The organism is Bacillus safensis, assembly GCF_039619585.1.
GTDB lineage: Bacteria > Bacillota > Bacilli > Bacillales > Bacillaceae > Bacillus > Bacillus safensis.
In genome coordinates this window covers 3546573-3562518 of record NZ_CP154909.1, presented here as the reverse complement: position 1 = coordinate 3562518, position 15946 = coordinate 3546573, and the positions used below count along the sequence as shown (strand labels likewise).

The 15946-nt window shown below is 42.2% G+C and carries 14 protein-coding genes; 6 read left to right on the top strand and 8 right to left on the bottom strand.

From position 1 onward, the window contains the following. Nucleotide 1 precedes the first annotated feature (1 nt). From AAYR28_RS18315 to AAYR28_RS18305, 3 genes are read left to right on the top strand one after another with little or no spacing between them, the layout of a single operon-like run. Entirely contained in the window at nucleotides 2-931 is a 930-nt protein-coding gene (locus AAYR28_RS18315) for an ABC transporter ATP-binding protein (RefSeq protein ID WP_025093740.1), read from the top strand. Next, nucleotides 928-1878 (top strand): ABC transporter permease, encoded by a 951-nt coding sequence (locus tag AAYR28_RS18310; protein ID WP_087978092.1) that lies wholly within the window; start codon nucleotides 928-930, stop codon nucleotides 1876-1878. Before AAYR28_RS18315 ends, AAYR28_RS18310 begins: the two co-directional genes overlap by 4 nt. A gap of 24 nt (nucleotides 1879-1902) precedes the next feature. Further along, the gene (locus AAYR28_RS18305; protein WP_120207996.1) at nucleotides 1903-2331 is read left to right on the top strand and encodes a DUF4064 domain-containing protein; all 429 of its coding nucleotides are present in this window, start codon (nucleotides 1903-1905) and stop codon (nucleotides 2329-2331) included. Nucleotides 2332-2372: 41 nt separating this feature from the next. On the opposite strand, the gene AAYR28_RS18300 is transcribed toward AAYR28_RS18305, so the two are convergent. The 7 genes from AAYR28_RS18300 to AAYR28_RS18270 all read right to left on the bottom strand — a co-directional run bounded on the left by AAYR28_RS18300 (nucleotide 2373) and on the right by AAYR28_RS18270 (nucleotide 11956). Continuing rightward, nucleotides 2373-3701 carry a CitMHS family transporter gene (locus AAYR28_RS18300; protein WP_120207994.1) on the bottom strand — a complete coding sequence of 443 codons (1329 nt, stop codon included), beginning with the start codon at nucleotides 3699-3701 and terminating at the stop codon, nucleotides 2373-2375. Nucleotides 3702-3980: 279 nt separating this feature from the next. Continuing rightward, nucleotides 3981-6050, bottom strand: a complete 2070-nt coding sequence (locus AAYR28_RS18295) for a beta-galactosidase (RefSeq protein ID WP_345808896.1) — start codon at nucleotides 6048-6050, stop codon at nucleotides 3981-3983. 23 nt (nucleotides 6051-6073) lie between these two features. Next, nucleotides 6074-7282: a glycoside hydrolase family 53 protein gene (locus AAYR28_RS18290; RefSeq protein WP_061110302.1), complete on the bottom strand. Its 1209-nt coding sequence runs from the start codon at nucleotides 7280-7282 to the stop codon at nucleotides 6074-6076. Between the two features lie 11 nt (nucleotides 7283-7293). Continuing rightward, complete coding sequence (locus AAYR28_RS18285) at nucleotides 7294-8136, bottom strand: sugar ABC transporter permease (protein WP_012011808.1); 843 nt, start codon at nucleotides 8134-8136, stop codon at nucleotides 7294-7296. A gap of 1 nt (nucleotide 8137) precedes the next feature. After that, on the bottom strand, nucleotides 8138-9355 hold the full coding sequence (locus AAYR28_RS18280) for a carbohydrate ABC transporter permease (RefSeq protein WP_285854721.1): 1218 nt from the start codon (nucleotides 9353-9355) through the stop codon (nucleotides 8138-8140). Between the two features lie 167 nt (nucleotides 9356-9522). Then, nucleotides 9523-10788 (bottom strand): extracellular solute-binding protein, encoded by a 1266-nt coding sequence (locus AAYR28_RS18275; RefSeq protein ID WP_345808895.1) that lies wholly within the window; start codon nucleotides 10786-10788, stop codon nucleotides 9523-9525. 172 nt (nucleotides 10789-10960) lie between these two features. Next, nucleotides 10961-11956: a LacI family DNA-binding transcriptional regulator gene (locus AAYR28_RS18270; protein ID WP_044334886.1), complete on the bottom strand. Its 996-nt coding sequence runs from the start codon at nucleotides 11954-11956 to the stop codon at nucleotides 10961-10963. 172 nt (nucleotides 11957-12128) lie between these two features. Between AAYR28_RS18270 and AAYR28_RS18265 the strand changes: the two genes are divergently transcribed. After that, nucleotides 12129-13028, top strand: a complete 900-nt coding sequence (locus tag AAYR28_RS18265) for a LysR family transcriptional regulator (RefSeq protein WP_034281399.1) — start codon at nucleotides 12129-12131, stop codon at nucleotides 13026-13028. A 15-nt stretch (nucleotides 13029-13043) separates the two neighbouring features. On the opposite strand, the gene AAYR28_RS18260 is transcribed toward AAYR28_RS18265, so the two are convergent. Next, nucleotides 13044-14720: a hypothetical protein gene (locus tag AAYR28_RS18260; RefSeq protein WP_098677070.1), complete on the bottom strand. Its 1677-nt coding sequence runs from the start codon at nucleotides 14718-14720 to the stop codon at nucleotides 13044-13046. 398 nt (nucleotides 14721-15118) lie between these two features. On the opposite strand from AAYR28_RS18260, the gene AAYR28_RS18255 reads away from it, so the two are divergent. Together AAYR28_RS18255 and AAYR28_RS18250 are read left to right on the top strand one after the other, a co-directional pair. Continuing rightward, a complete protein-coding gene (locus tag AAYR28_RS18255; RefSeq protein ID WP_120207988.1) occupies nucleotides 15119-15574 on the top strand; it encodes a hypothetical protein in 456 nt (151 codons plus the stop codon). A gap of 3 nt (nucleotides 15575-15577) precedes the next feature. Beyond that, nucleotides 15578-15916: a DUF3969 family protein gene (locus tag AAYR28_RS18250; RefSeq protein ID WP_098677071.1), complete on the top strand. Its 339-nt coding sequence runs from the start codon at nucleotides 15578-15580 to the stop codon at nucleotides 15914-15916. Nucleotides 15917-15946: the final 30 nt, after the last annotated feature.

Genomic DNA, 15946 nt, shown 5'->3' with positions numbered 1-15946 from the left:
CGTGACGAACGTTTTAGAACTGCATAATGTATCTAGACATATTAGCGGGAAAAAGATTGTTCAAGACTTGAGCTTTTCTGTCCAAGCGGGCGAAGTCTTTGGCTTCTTAGGACCTAATGGTGCAGGGAAAACAACAACCATTCGTATGATGGTCGGTCTTTCTCCCATTACATCTGGTGACATTCTGATTAATGGCCATAGTATTCAAACATCCTATCAGCATGCCATCCAACATGTCGGTGCGATTATTGAAAATCCAGAAATGTATAATCATTTAACGGCAAGACAAAATCTTGTTCACTTTGCCAGAATGAATGGGAAAGTGGATGAAGCGCGAATTGATGAGCTGTTAGAGCTAGTCAGCTTGCAGCATGTGAAGCATAAGCGTGTGCGTACATTTTCATTAGGAATGAAACAGCGATTGGGCATTGCGCAGGCACTCATACATAGACCGAAACTGCTAATCTTAGATGAGCCGACCAATGGACTTGATCCTGAGGGGATTCGAATGATACGAGATTACTTGAGAAGGCTTGCGAAGGAAGAAGGGCTGGCTGTAATTGTTTCAAGTCACCTCATGTCAGAGATGGAATTGATGTGTGATCGCTTTGCAATTATCCAAACCGGAAAGCTGATTGCGATTGAGGATCAGCGTGCTGAGACGAAGCAGGATGATTTGGTTAATTATCGAATGAAGGTAGCAGCCGGGGAGCTTGAAGAAGCACAGAAGCTCATTGATGCATTTGAGGAAGGCGTCACTGTAAGAGAAGAGGAGCAGTACTTATTTTTCTCTATGCCAGAACAAAAAATGCCAGAATTAATCCGTCATTTGAGCAGCGCGTCTATTCATTTGTACGAGATCAAAATTGAAAAACAAACCTTAGAAGATAAGTTCTTAAGCTTAACAGGTAAAAAGGAGGCAGACGTATGATTCGCCTCATTCAAAACGAGTGGATGAAGATTAGTTATCGTGTTGGTACTTGGATTATGGTTGGGCTTCTTGTTTTAGGTATGGTTGCCACGTTGATCTTTGTAGTGAAAACAAATGACAAAGATCAAGCTTCAGGTGATTGGAAAACCCAGCTAGAAATGATGAATAAGGAAAACAAGAAGGAGCTCAAAGAGACAGAGAATGGTTTCTTTAAAAGAGAGCTTGAAAAAGAGATCACTATTAATGATTATCGAATCAAGCATAACTTGCCGCCAGCTGATCAGTTTAGAGACAGTGTATGGGACTATGTGAAAACAAACGCCAATTTACTTCAGCTAGTCGGTGTGTTTGTGATCATTATTGCTTCCACCATTGTATCGGCTGAATACAAGCATGGTACAATTAAATTATTATTGATTCGTCCACCATCAAGGCTAAAGATCCTAATATCTAAATATATTACGGTGCAGCTGTATGCTCTTTTACTTGTTGTGGTGCTATTTATCTTGTCATTCATATTGGGTGCTATTTTCTTTGGACTTAACACTGATTATGTGAATTTGGTGTATCAAAATGGTGAAGTGATTGAACGTTCGCAGTTTGCAAATATGGTCTATTATTATCTTGCTCATTGTGCAATGTTTGTCGTTTTGGGAACCCTTTCGTTCGCCATTTCTACAGTATTTAGAAGTGAAGCTATCTCCATTGCCATTAGTGTTTTAGCGTATATTGTGGGTGGATCAGTCACAGGTATTTTAATGCTCTTCTTTGATTGGTCAAAATATCTGTTATTTGCAAACGATCCATCTCAATACTTTATGGAACAGGTTACTATTATCGATGGTATGTCTCTAGGATTCTCACTAACCGTCCTAGTCATCTATTGGGCTATTTTCTTAGCTATTGCCTTAATCGTCTTCCAAAAACGAGAAGTAAAAACAGGTTAATTTAATTTTTTAGGAGGTTTACACATGATTAAACGTAAAGGTGAAAAAATTATGGGGATTATTAGTATTGTCCTCAATGCCATTGGTGTCGGGTTTGGGGCATTAATCCTTTCTGTGGGTCCATCATTTTATGATGAAATCAATGAAGTGTTAAAAGAGGAAGGGGAAACATTGCCGATTGAAACGCTTCAGGCTTCGGTTCATGCATTTGGTACTCAGTTCATGGTCGTTTCCGCAATTGCGGCTGTGCTGTCGATTGTAGGTGTGATTTTCTTGAAAACCGACCGTCGTGCCGTGCTTTCAGGTATTCTTTTCTTGGTTTCTGCTGTGACTCTTTTAATTGGAACAGTTGGCCTTGCATTCGCTCCAATGGTTCTATTGTTTATCATTGGATTAATGTCTCTTATTAGAAAGCCGAAATCAGACATTCACACAAGTGAATATCCTTCATAATGAAAGAAAAGACATGCGCATATCCGCGCATGTCTTTCTTTTTAAATGATGCCAATCAGCATCGCCACGAACAAAAGGATAATACTGAATCCCCACATCCAAAAGAAGGAGTAGCGGATGTGTTTCCCCATATCAACCCCTGCAAGACCTACAGCGAGCCAAACAGCGGGAGCAAGCGGGCTGACAAAGGTTCCGATGATGTTCCCAATCATCATGGCATATGCCGCAGAAGTGCCTGGTACGCCAACTTCAGATGTAATGGATTCAACAATTGGCAGAAGGGCGTAATAATAGGCGTCTGTACTTGTCAGCATATCAAGCGGCACTCCAAGCATCCCAACAATGATATGTAAAAATGGCAGCAAGAAGGCTGGTAAAATGTGAATACTGTCAACAGCAATGGCTTTCAGCATCCCTGTGCCTTCAAGAATTCCTAAAAATGACCCTGCGGAAAAAATCACAGCCGCCATCATCAGCGCACTAGGTGCGTGTGCCTTGACCCTTTCCATTTGCAGATTCACATTCGGAAAGTTAATTAATAGAGCGAGAGACAGGCCAATCATAAACATAAAGCTAGCAGGCATCACGTTCAACACGAGAAGCACCACAACACACAAAAACAGAACAAGGTTCACCCAAATGAGATGGTAACGCTTTAAAGAGGCGTCTCCCGTTTCACTAATAGACTGAATGGCACGATCCCAATCTGCACCTTCTAGTTGAACCGCGGCTATTTCATTTGCAGCAATTTTCACCCGAATTCGCTTTTCTTCCCTCTTTCCTAAAATGAATGCCATACCTAACACGAGTACAACGCCAATGAGCTGAATTGGAATGAGCGGCACCCAGAGTTCAGAGGGGTCCATATTCAGGACACTTGCTGCCCGTCCAGTCGGTCCAGCCCATGGAATCATATTGGTTAATCCAGCACTCGTCCCGATTAATAACAGCAGTAAATAAGGGCTCATATGTAATTTTTTATAAAGCGGAAGCAGTGCAGGTACAGTTAATAAAAAGGTCGTAGCCCCTGCTCCGTCTAAGTGTGCGATCACCCCAATCAAAGCAGTTCCCATTGCAACTGTGACAACATTTCCTTTTGTCAGCTTGATTAAAGTCTTAATTACAGGTTCAAAGAACCCTGTATCTTGCAAAATACCAAAAAATAAAATGGCGAAGATAAACATGGTCGCCACCGGCAATACTTTGATAATCCCTTCCTCAAAGAAGGTTTGAATGTCATTGATCCCAAATCCCGCAATGAGCGCCCCTATTAAAGGCACCATGACCATGGCGACAATTGGACTTGCTTTCCCCCAAATCAGCAGCACAACAATCGTTAAAATAATCATCAACCCAACAAACGTTAACATAAGCCCCTCCCCCTACAAATAAAACGTTTACATTTGTCTATACTTTTCATTCAATGCATTCTCACAGGTGCATTGAAAAAAAAGGGTATCAAATTTATGAGTATTAAGCAACCGCTTTCATACCTATACAATGGTAAAAAAGGATGGAGAGACCAGTCATGGCGCGGCATCAAATATTGTAAAAAAATTTAGATAAAAATAACGATTAAAGTTCACAATAATTAATATGGGTATTTAGACTTATTAAATTAAAAAGCGCCCATTAAATGGACGCTTCTTTCAACGATTTTTCAAGATGACATACTCGTAAGGATCAAGTTGAAGCTGCTCAGGCACTTGCTGTCCAGTCAGCATATTCTCATAGCTTGCCTCTGAATCTAGTGACATGTTCTGCTGCTCTTCTGTAAAATTCATCAAAAACACATAGTCCTGCGACCCGTCTGTTCGTTTTTGTACACTGACTCCTTCTGGAATTGCAGTGGATAGGACGGGCTGTATGCCAATACCTGCGATAAGGTCTTCGTAAAACTCATCATAAAAAGACTGCTCATTTTCTGAGGCCATATAGTATGCTTTCCCTTTTTCTAATGAACGGACAGTCAGGGCTGGCTGTCCTTCGTAGCAGCCATTTTCAAAATGCCCTAACACAGAGGCCGTTTCAGGATGTATAGATTCGCAATATTGTCCGACATGATAGGTGCGTCCATTCCCTGTGGTCATTAACACATGTTCATCAGGCATCAATGTGTTGATTTCCTCTGCCCAAATGCCAAGTACATGGCGGAGAGGGCCAGGAAAACCGCCGAGGAAACAGAGATCATTTTCGTCGACTATGCCGCTCCAGTAAGTCGCGATAAAAATGCCGCCCGCTTTGACAAAGGCTTCAATTTTTTCTGCAACGCCTGGTTTGATCATGTAGAGCATTGGCCCGATGAGCACACGATAGGATGAGAAATCCTTTTCCATCCCGACTATGTCAACAGAGATACCTTTTTTCCAAAAGCTTCGATAGTGAGTTTGACAAGCCTCTACATAGCGTTTGTTTGTATTATTTAAGCCTTGCGCATCATCAATGGCCCAGTGATTTTCCCAATCATAAATGATGGCGACCTCTGGCTGAACGGATGTGCCCGCAATTGGGTGCAGCTGCTCCAGTTGTTTCCCTAGATCAGCTACCTCTTGAAACACGCGCGTATGTTCATGACCAGAATGATCGACAACGGCACCGTGGAATTTCTCAGAGGCGCCTCGGCCTTGCCGCCACTGGAAATAAAGCACGGAGTCTGATCCGTGGGCAATTGCCTGCATGGCAGAAAGGTGTGCCATGCCTTTATGTTTGACCTTGTTCACTTCATGCCAGTTTACAAGGCTCGGCGTACTCTCCATGACGAGAAACGGCTGTCCGTCCTTTAAGGAACGATACAAATCATGTACAAAGGCAACGTTCGATGCTAATTCGGCCGTTGTTTCTCTGCCGCTGTGCCAAGCAGGATAGCTATCCCATGAGATCACATCGACCTCTTTTGCAAATTGATGATAATCCAGCCCAAGAAATGGACGCATATGCGGATAGTCGCCCATAAAGTTCGTGGTTACTGGGATATGAGGCGTCAATTCCCGCAGCGGCTTAATTTCATTTTGATAAAAATTGATCGTTTGTGCTGTGACAAAGCGCTTCCAATCCAGGTTCATGCCGTGAATCATGTGCTCCCCGTGTGGTGCGGGTGACTCGATTTGTGACCAATCGCTATACGTGTGGCTCCAAAATCCCGTCCACCATGCTTGATTCAAAGCCTCAAGATCGTGGTTGTATTTGTCCTTCAAATAGTCTCGAAATGCTTCCTGGCACAGCTCGCAATGACACTCGCCGCCGTACTCATTCGAAATGTGCCACATGATCAGTGCTGGATGATCCTTGTAGCGTTCCGCAAGCAGCCGGTTGAGTGTATTCGTTTTTTCTCGATAAACCGGAGAGGTGAAGCAATGATTATGGCGCAGTCCATGTAAGTTACGCTGACGATTCGCTTCGACGCGCAATACTTCTGGATATGTTTGTGACAGCCAAGCAGGTCTTGCTCCGCTTGGCGTTGCGAGAATGGCGTGTGCCCCCTGCGCTGCTAAGCGGTCCATGATGTCATCCAGCCATGCAAAGTCATACTGACCTTCTTTTGGCTCTAGCTTACTCCATGCGAAAATGTTGATGGAGAATGTTTGACAGTGTGCAAGCTTCATTAATCGAAAATCTTCGTCTATGATCTCTGGCATATGGAGCCATTGATCTGGATTGTAATCGCCACCATGCAAAAAGCCTTTCACATTTGGGTGAACGAGTGGGTAACGCTTTCCCATTTTGTCACGTCCTATCCTTTTAGTTACGGTGTCATTTGTTTAAATACATCAAGAGATGGCAGTGCTTTTCCGTTGAAATCAAACATCGCTTGATTTTCCCACGCATTTCCGACAGTACCGGTTGTTTGAATGTAAGCCAGCCCGTATTGACTAGACCACGGAGCACCTTTCGCTGGAATCCAAAGCGGCTCCCAATAAAAGAACCCCTTCCCGCGGTTGTTGTTTACTTGTGAAATTTTTTCGGATAGATCTCGTATAAAAGATGCCTGGCCTTGAGGTGAGGCTGGATAACCGGCTGTATTGACAGAGTCTTGGTTAAATGAGTTATCTAGGTTGTCACCGTTTGCTGTCGTAAAGCCGTAAGCAGTTTCCACCACGATCACGTCTTTGTTATAGCGGGCACTAATATCATTCATATTGGACGTAAGACCGCTAAAGCCGCCGTCCCAATACGGGTAATAAGATAAACCGATCGTATCGAATGAGACACCTCGTTTTGTGATTTCATCAAACCACCAGCGGGATGCACCATTGTCTCCGCCATGCGCAAGGTGAAGCATGATTTTGATGTTTGAATCGACAGAGCGGACGGCATTTGTGCCAGCTTTTAGCAGAGCAGCGAGCCGGTCAAATTCACCACCGCCTTCACCCCAGCTTTTTCCGTTTGGCCACAGCATACCTGAGTTCAACTCATTCCCAACCTGAACCATATTCGGCAAGGCATTTTGCGCTCTCATCGCTTTGAGCACATCGCCTGTGTAAGTGCCGACCGCTTTTTCTAAATCGTTTTGTGAGAGGGATGCCCACGCTTTCGGTTTGAATTGTTTACCGGGGTCAGTCCAGAAATCACTGTAGTGAAAATCAAGCAGCACTTTCATGTTTTGTGCTTTTGCACGTTTCGATAAAGCGATGGCTGTATTGAGATCATTTGTGCCGCCGTTATAGGCTCGGCCTTGATTGTCATATGGATGGTTCCACAGTCTGATACGCACATAGTTGACGCCTTTATCCTTTAATAGCTTGAGCGGATCAACCTGCTGTCCGTTCTGGTTGTAGTATTTGCCGCCGCTTTTCTCTACTTCTGCAAGCATAGAGATATCGGCTCCCTTGATGAAATCACCTTGCAGGCCATTGATCGGTTTCACAGAAATCGTATCGGCCCTTGCTTCAGGCAGAATACCTAATCCCATCAGAAAGAAAACGACAACAGTGACAAGCAACCATTTCTTCATCAAATCTCCCCTTATCCTTTTGTGCCGCCTTGTGTAAGGCCGGATACAAATTGTTTTTGTAAAACAAGAAACAATAAAGCAACTGGAATCGCAATGAGTAAAGCCCCGGCTGCAAAGGTCGTGTAGCTGGCACCCATTTTATCTGACACAAGATTGTACAGACCGATTGGGAGCGTATACATTTCGGGTGAGCGGACAATGACACTGGAGATGATGAAATCACCCAGTGGTCCTGTAAATGAGTTGATGGCAACAACGGCTAAAATCGGCTTGGCAAGCGGCATAATAATTTGGATGAAAATCCGGAAATGCCCTGCGCCATCCATTCTGGCTGATTCATCGAGATCCTTTGGAATCGCATCAAGATAGCCTTTCATTAAATACGTATTCATCGGAATTTGTCCGCCTGCATAAATCAAAATCAATGCGAGGTGGCTGTTAATGAGTCCAAGCATTTGAGCAAGAACAAAAATCGCTATCAGCGCTGAAAATTGAGGAATCATTTGCAGCAGCAAAAAGAGCATCAGTCCATTCTTGCGTCCTTTGAATCGGAACCTAGAAAAGGCATAACCTGTAAAGCTGACAAGTATCAACGTTAAGAGCATAGTCGCAATGCTGATCTTCATTGAGTTCCAATACCATTTTGCATAAAGTGCCCCCTGACCGAAGAAGAGTTCTGTGAAGTGGCTGAACGTTGGATTCTTCGGAAACATGCTTGTACTCATGAGGCTGTTCCCAGGGTTAAAGGAAGCACCGATCGTCCAAAGCAGTGGATATAGAATACAAATGGAGGCAATGAAAAGGATAAAATAAGTGATGCTCAAGCGAATGAGCTTGTTTTGTTTTGATCCCATATCACATCATGTCCTCCTCTTTGAATGAATTCGTTCTCTTAAACTGCCAGAGTGCAATGGCGATGACAAAGATTGAAAGTAAGATCGTGACAGCGGCAGCGAGTGCATATTGAGAAGACTGCATCGTGAGTTTGTAAATCCAAGAAACCAAGATGTCCGTTCCCCCAGCAGTTGAGCCAGCCACAGGCGGTCCTCCGCCATTAAATAAGTAGATGATATTAAAGTTGTTAAAGTTAAACGTATATTGCGTGATTAATATAGGCGCAATGGAATAAAGGACAAGCGGTAACGTGATGGACCGGAATTTCTGAAAGAAGTTTGCCCCATCAATGGTCGCAGCTTCGTATAGATCCTCTGGAATCGCCTGCAGAACACCGGTTGTCATAATGAAAACAAAAGGAAATCCAAGCCAAGTCTGCATCGCAATGAGGGCAATTTTGCTCCAAAATGGATCTGTCAGCCATGGTTTTGGATCAATTCCAATCGATGCAAAAAGTGTGTTGTTAATGGCTCCAAATGTATCGTTGAACAGTCCGGCAAACACCAAAATGGTCACAAAACCCGGAACAGCCCAAGGGAGAATCAAAATGGTTCTAAAAAACCGTTTTCCTTTTAAATCCTTCTGATTGAGCAGAACCGCTAGAAAGATGCCGACAGCACATTGAAGGGTCGAAGCAGCCAGCGTCCATACGACGGTCCAGCCAAGTACATCAATGAAAGTGTCTCTCCAAATATCAATTGAAAAGATATTTTGAAAGTTCTTGATCCCTACCCAATCGATCAGATTGGCAGGAGGCGAGTGGTATAAATCGTAGTTCGTAAAGGCAAGCGCAAAGCTGAACATAATAGGAAAGACAACAGAAAAAAGAAGTAAAAAGAAAGCAGGAGTGCTCATTAAGTAAGGAAAGCCTTGGTCGATCAGCTGATGATATTGAGCTCGGATGGAATGGAGCGGAACCCCTTGATCACGTTTCTTTCCGTTCATAAAAGCATCACGCATCATGAGTACGTAAAAGCCGATACCAAAACCAGCTGTTAACAGCGCAATAATCCCTTTTGCCAAAAGAAAAACAGAGTTGTCACGAGGCAGCATCGTCCCAAGTGTGAACAGCCCCCAGAAGCCAATATTGAATAAATCATAAAATACGATGAAAAAAGAAACACCGAACAGGAAAAAAAGTGCCCCTTTGCCGTACTGCTTGTTGTACATCTGCCCCATCCCGGGTATAAGAGAGAACATTAGCGCCCGTCTCCGGTGTGTCTTTGATTCCACTATGTGTGTGCGGTCTAGTTCAAGGTTACCCGTCACGTCTAACACCTACTTCATATGAAATTAGCTCAAATACGGGCAGCTTGATAGACTTAAAGGCTACCCGTGTTTGATGATTATTTAGAATGGTTTGCTTTAATTTGAGAGTCGATTTGATTGACGGCATCATCAAATGCCTTTTTCACATCTGTCCGGCCGGTTGCAATGAGACCTAATGCGCTGTCAATCGGCTTCCACACCTCTGCCATTTCAGGGGTATTCGGTGTCAGCGTGGCATATTTTGTTTGTTTTGAAACAGCATCCGCATTTGCGTTTTTAGTAATGATTGGATCTTTCATCAGCTTTTTCACTGGTGGAATTTCCTCTGTCACTTCGAATCGCTTCTTCGAATTTTTTTCATTCGTGATAAACTCAACAAATTTCTCAGCAAGGTCTTTATTTTTAGAATAAGAGGAGACGTTGTAGCTCTTTACACCTAAGAATGAGCTCATATGCTTTCCGTTCGGGAGAGTTGGCAGCTCTGTTACGCCATAGTCAATTCCAGCTTCTTTATATGGACCAAATGACCATGGACCAGAAATGACAGCTGCGGCCTTTTTCTCTGTGAATAAGGAGTTGAGGACATTGATTCCTTGTTCACCAATGATGCCTTTCGGGAAAAGTCCTTCGCTAAAGAATGTTTGAATGTATTTTCCGCCTTCGATGGCGCCATCGTTGTTCAGGCCAATATCATTCACATCATAGGAGCCATCGCTTTTCTGTTTGAAAATATAGCCTCCTGATCCGCCTAACACACTTTGGGCATAGTAAATTTCATCCCATTTCGCTACAAAACCGTATTTCCCGTCTTTTGTCAGCTTTTTCGAAAGGTCATACCAGCCATCAAGTGTAGTTGGTGCCTTTTTGACAAGGTCTTTGTTATAGAAAAGCACTGTCGTTTCAACGGATTTAGGAAGGCCATACAGCTTGCCGTCTATCGTTTGTGATTGAATGGATTCGTCTGTAAAGGAATTGATCACTTTTTGATCAGGCTTGATTTCCTGTAATAGCCCCTCAGTGACGGCTGATCCAATTTGATCGTGAGGCATCGTGATGACGTCTGGGCCTGTCCCGGCTGCTCCATCAAGGCGGAGAGCTTCGATTTGGTCGGCATACGCTTTTTCGACCACTTTGATTTTCACATCGTTTTGTTTTTCAAATTCTTTTACAGCGTCTTGAATCCCATCAGACTTTTTGACATCCTCCCATACTAGCAAGGTCTTTGTACCTGTAGATGCTGGCTGTGTCCCGCTTGAATTGTCATCTCCTGGCCCGCATGCTGAAAGCAGAAGCACAGCAGTACCAACGACTGCTGATAATGTCGCCCATTTTCCCTTTTTCATTGGTAATCCCCTCTCGTTCTTTTTTCACAGATGATAAGAAAACGCTTTCTTAATGTGAGAATATCAACTTAAGTAAAAAAAGTAAACACATTTTATTAAATTTATTAAGTAAAATTTTTTACTCATATAGAGAGAAAAGAAGCCCTCCACTTTGGCAGGACTTCTAGTTTGTTTATATGGTGCTTTTTCGAAAGACAGGCTCTGAGGCAATCAGGACAGTCTTAGGCAATGTTCTGCCGTCCACAAGTCTTTCTAAAAGTAAATCGATCGCTGTCTCACAAAGTAATGACGTATGGATGTGATACGTGGTGAGCGGCGGCGACACATATTGAGACACATGAATATCGTTGATACTAAAGACGCTGACGCGGTTCGGCAGAGAAAATCCGCGCTCATTTAATGCTTGTAGGCAGCCGATGGCAAGAGGGTCACTAGCGACACAAAAAGCGGTGGGCAGATCATCACCAAGCTCGTCGATCGCCTTCATCATCAGCGAATAGCCTTCATCTACTGAGAAATGGTGGCCGATATAGACCAATCGCTCATCAAGCATATGGCGGGCCAGCATGTATTCACGGAAAGTCGTTTCACGAATATCTGGAATGTGCACGTTCGTATTGAGATCAAGGTCTGTACCGCCAATGAATCCGATGGATTGGTGCTCTTTTTCGATAAAGGAATCGATGATCTTTTCAACAATTCGTTTCAGGTTCGGCTTTACAGAATCAAAACGGTCTTCATCTGGCGTTGTATCAATAAAGACAATATGCGGAGTGATCGCATATAATTGGTCAAGCTCTGACGTTTTAAAGCGGCCGATGGCGATGATTCCTTCTGTAGCAGAATCAATGGAATGAAGCCCATCAGACGGATTGTAAGCGGTGACATTTAAGCTCCGAGTATTGGTGAGTTCCTCAATGCCGAGTCGAATGGATTTAAAATAAATATCTTCAAGCTCTTCCTTTTCGGTCATCCAATAGAGAAAGGCGATTTTTTTTAATGAATGTTTGAATGTCTTCTTTTGGTAGGACAAAGCTTCTGCGGCGGCATATACTTTTTCGCGTGTTTGATCGGTGACGGATAGGTTGGGATCTTGGTTCAGTACGCGAGATACCGTTGCAATGGATAAGCCTGCTTTTTCTGCAATGTCCTTTATTTTAGCTGCCAAATCAGCACCTCCTATAGAAAATATCTCCTCTTAGTATAGAGTCTTTAAAAAAATTAGTAAATATTTTTATTAAATTGTTTTCGTTTAGGCGGTTCTTTACGTGCTGGAGAGGAATTAGTAAGATATATATAGGTAAGGTGTTGGATTAAGATTTCTGATAGGAGAGGGACCGATGTATTACGATGCACTGAAGACATTTGTGACAGTGGTGGAGGAGAAGAACTTTACAAAAGCAGCCCAAAAGCTGCGAATTTCTCAGCCGAGTGTCAGTCTTCATATTAAGAACTTGGAGCAGGAATTCCAGACCGTTCTGCTGAATCGTTCACCAAAGCAATTAACCGTTACACCAACTGGGGATATGCTGTACCATCGATCAAAACAAATCATTCGTCTCTATGAACAGGCGAAGCAGGACATTTATGAGCATCATCATTTGGCAAGAGGAAAGCTGACCATCGGAGCGAGCTTCACAATTGGTGAGTATGTGCTGCCGCAAATATTGGCAGAGTTTCATCAGCTCTATCCGCATGTTGATATTGAGGTGGTCATTGATAATACAGAGGCGATCGCCAGACATGTCCGTTTATTCCATGTCGACATCGGTTTGATCGAGGGACAGACCAATGACAAGGAGCTTTCTGTAGAAACTTTTCTAGAGGACGAACTTTATATTGTGGCGCCATTAGATCATCCTTTTGCTAAGAAAAAAGATGTCACCATTGATCAATTACAAAACGAAACATGGATTACGAGAGAAGAGGGATCAGGGACAGGAGAATATTTACAGCATGTCCTGAAATCAAATGGACTGAAAGCACGAACCTTTGTGACCTTTAGCAGCAATCAAGCGATTAAAGAAGCTGTGATCCATGGAATGGGTCTTTCTGTTTTATCTAAATATGTCCTCCAGCGAGGCAGCATTGGCGGTGAATTGGCTGTTATTTCTGTCAGAGGCATGGATTTCAAACGAAAGTTCTCCTATGTCGAGTCACCGATGACCGGGGGAAATAAAAATAAGGAATTGCTCGTTGAATTGTTAAGGAAAGAGAAAAAGGACGCTTCTCCTCAGTAGGAGAAACGTCTTTTTTTATAACCCTTTAATTTTGATTTCATCGACTGGAAGGAAAATCTCACCTGTATCTGTATATTTCATGGTGACCTGATCGCCTTCTTTTAAATAAATGACGAGAGGTTCCTTTTCAGATGACATAGTGTAGCTTTTTCCATCGTCTAGCAGGAAGGTGACGGTTGTATAATCACCGGTCTTTTCTTTGTAGACTCGTTTGACCTTCCCTGCCGCTTCTTTCTTTTCCTGCTTAGAGGAACTGTTAACGGTACCGCCGCCTTTTTGAAGAGCTGTCTTATAGGCTCTCAGTGCTTCGTTTGGTGTAGAAGCATACGCAGCGATTTCTGGATTGGCTGCAGAAACGATAAAGTAATTTTGCAGGAATCCATTTGAATCGAGAACCGGTGTGAGCCAGCTGGCTTCTCCATAGAAATTATAGAGAATCGGCATGCGCCCTTTCCATTTCTTCTCGATGAATCGTTTCTCAATAATTTGCAGAGCGCCCTGAGAATCCATATAGGATTCTTCAAGATTTCCAGTATAATAAGTCGCTTTTCCTGTTCGGGCATTGGTCAGGGCATATCCGAGCATGGAATCAACGCCCTCTTTCGGACTTGTGAAATCTGTGAAGTAATACATATCTCCTTTTGAATCAAATACCGGGCTCACATTGGCTTCCGTTCCTTCATCTGAAGGCAGCTTTACATCTGACTTTCCAAACATACTATTCCAGAACCCGTGAATATAGTTTCCGAAATAGCTGTTTTGCAGACTGACTGCCTCTGGTGAAACAGCACCGTCGATAAAGGCAGGTACTTGATCTAGAGCATATTTCTTCGTTGCACCCGTTTTGGCATCAACAACGACGACACCGGAAGCTTTAAAGCCGTTTCGGGCAGAGATGAAATCGCCATACGTTTGAATGTAATAAGGCTTGCCGTCATCATTGATTTCCAGCTGTGTACCGCCGTAGAAAATCAAATCTGGGTACTGGAGACGGATATGCCGCTCAATTTCTTTGTTGAAATAGGAGGAAGGCGTATAGACCATCTCCGTTTTCACGAACTTTGGATTAGCAGAGGAGTCGGTCGCACTTAATGTGAAGTAACCCGGCGTGCTGCCTGCACGAATCCATTTAAAGAAGTCCGAGAACTCCACTGGAGCGATGTATACATACTCACCGTTGACCTTCTGAATTTGCAAGCTGCCAAGCTCATAGTAGCTTGTGTTTGGCACCTGTCCGAACGATTTCTTCATTTTGTTCCGGGCAAATTGAGGCGGCACACTCGCAGGTGTTTCTTTTTCATCAAATGCTTTGATTTCTACTTTTTGCTCCATTTTGGAGACATCGAATTTCTCATTCGCATTGAATAGAAAAGCTGTCGCCATGTAAACACCGAGCAGCAATAGAATAAGAAATAGCACGCCTTTGATTTTACGCTCCAATCCAACTGATAAAAAGGCGCCTGCTGCTGTCACAACAAGTCCAATCAGCCATAGGGATGAAGGGTTCCGGTCTAAATTGGTGATGTAATAGAAAACAAAAATACCGATCATGAACAGCAAAGCAAGGCCTGCAATCCACATGAGCGGCACCTGCTGCTTTGTCCCTTTCTTTCTAACGATCAACCTGAGCGGTGTGAGCAAAAGGGTCAAGACAAGACCGATCACAACCGAAAATAACAGAATATATCCCACAAACAGATCTCCTTTCAAATCAATCACTCTTTTAGTATATACGAGTGTGAGGGGGAAAAGATTCAGAAGAATCATACCAATTCGATTTTATGAAAAAATGAGTTGAAAAGGGCCTTTTAATATTTCGGTAGGTTAAATGATATTGTCCTTGCGCTAGATGATTAGATTTTAGTGAATATTTTGTGGACGTAAACATTAATTTTTATCTCCGAGGAGTGTATATTCTTTTTATTCATTACTTTATGAATTTATATTGTAATAAATAAGATGTTAAAAGACAGAGATATCTTTTAAACAGTATAAAGATTCATTTTAATTTTCTACAGAATGAAATAGTTATAACATTCCTATTATGTTATATTATTTTTTATATGGTTAATATTAGGAGGTAATTTAAATTGAAAAGACGTATCCCTTTTCTCATTATTTTTACTTTAATTGTATCGTTATTTTCACCGTCTGTAACATTCAATATTAATCGAGAGGCTTCTTCAAGAGACAAAAGTGTCCAAATTGGTTATAAAGAAGCCGATGCTGTATGGGGTCTTGTCATTCGAACTATTTTTGTAAACGGGGTGAAAGCAAGTAAACATTTGTATAAATCAATAAAATATGCCCCTAAATATCCTGCTGGTTTTAAAGCTGTTCAAAATGGGACTAAAAAAGTTACAGTAAATAATAAGAAGTTGTTATCCGAGTTAAAACAGATTGAAGGAGGGACTTGGAAAAAAGTATATAAAGATGGCTATAAAGACGGCTATAAAGACGGAAAAAAGGTTTCTGTACATTATTTTCAAAGTAAATCTGGTTTGGTGTATGATGTGAAAGTTAAAAAAGGTTGGAGTGTGAAATGATTTATGAATAAAATAGAACTAAGATATTCTTCACATGAAGATTTAGATAGGATTATTGTTATAAATATCATTGGTATAATCATGTCGCTAAAAGAAGGTTTAATCACTATAGAAGAAGCGGAAAAGCTCATGTTCAGTCCACGAACAATCGATGTTTTAAAGAAGAAAGGGATAAATGAAGAACTGATAAATATACTTCATTTGGGAACAGAACTTGAAGATGTAGAAAGTTTAATACCACAAGAATTAAGTGATAGTTTAGAAGAAATAAGGGTAAAATGCTTAAGATTCCTGGAAAGAAATACAGAAAATGAAGTTAAAAATAATGTGGTAGATTATTGAGCTAAAAGTGTATATTATAAAATTTTGAGT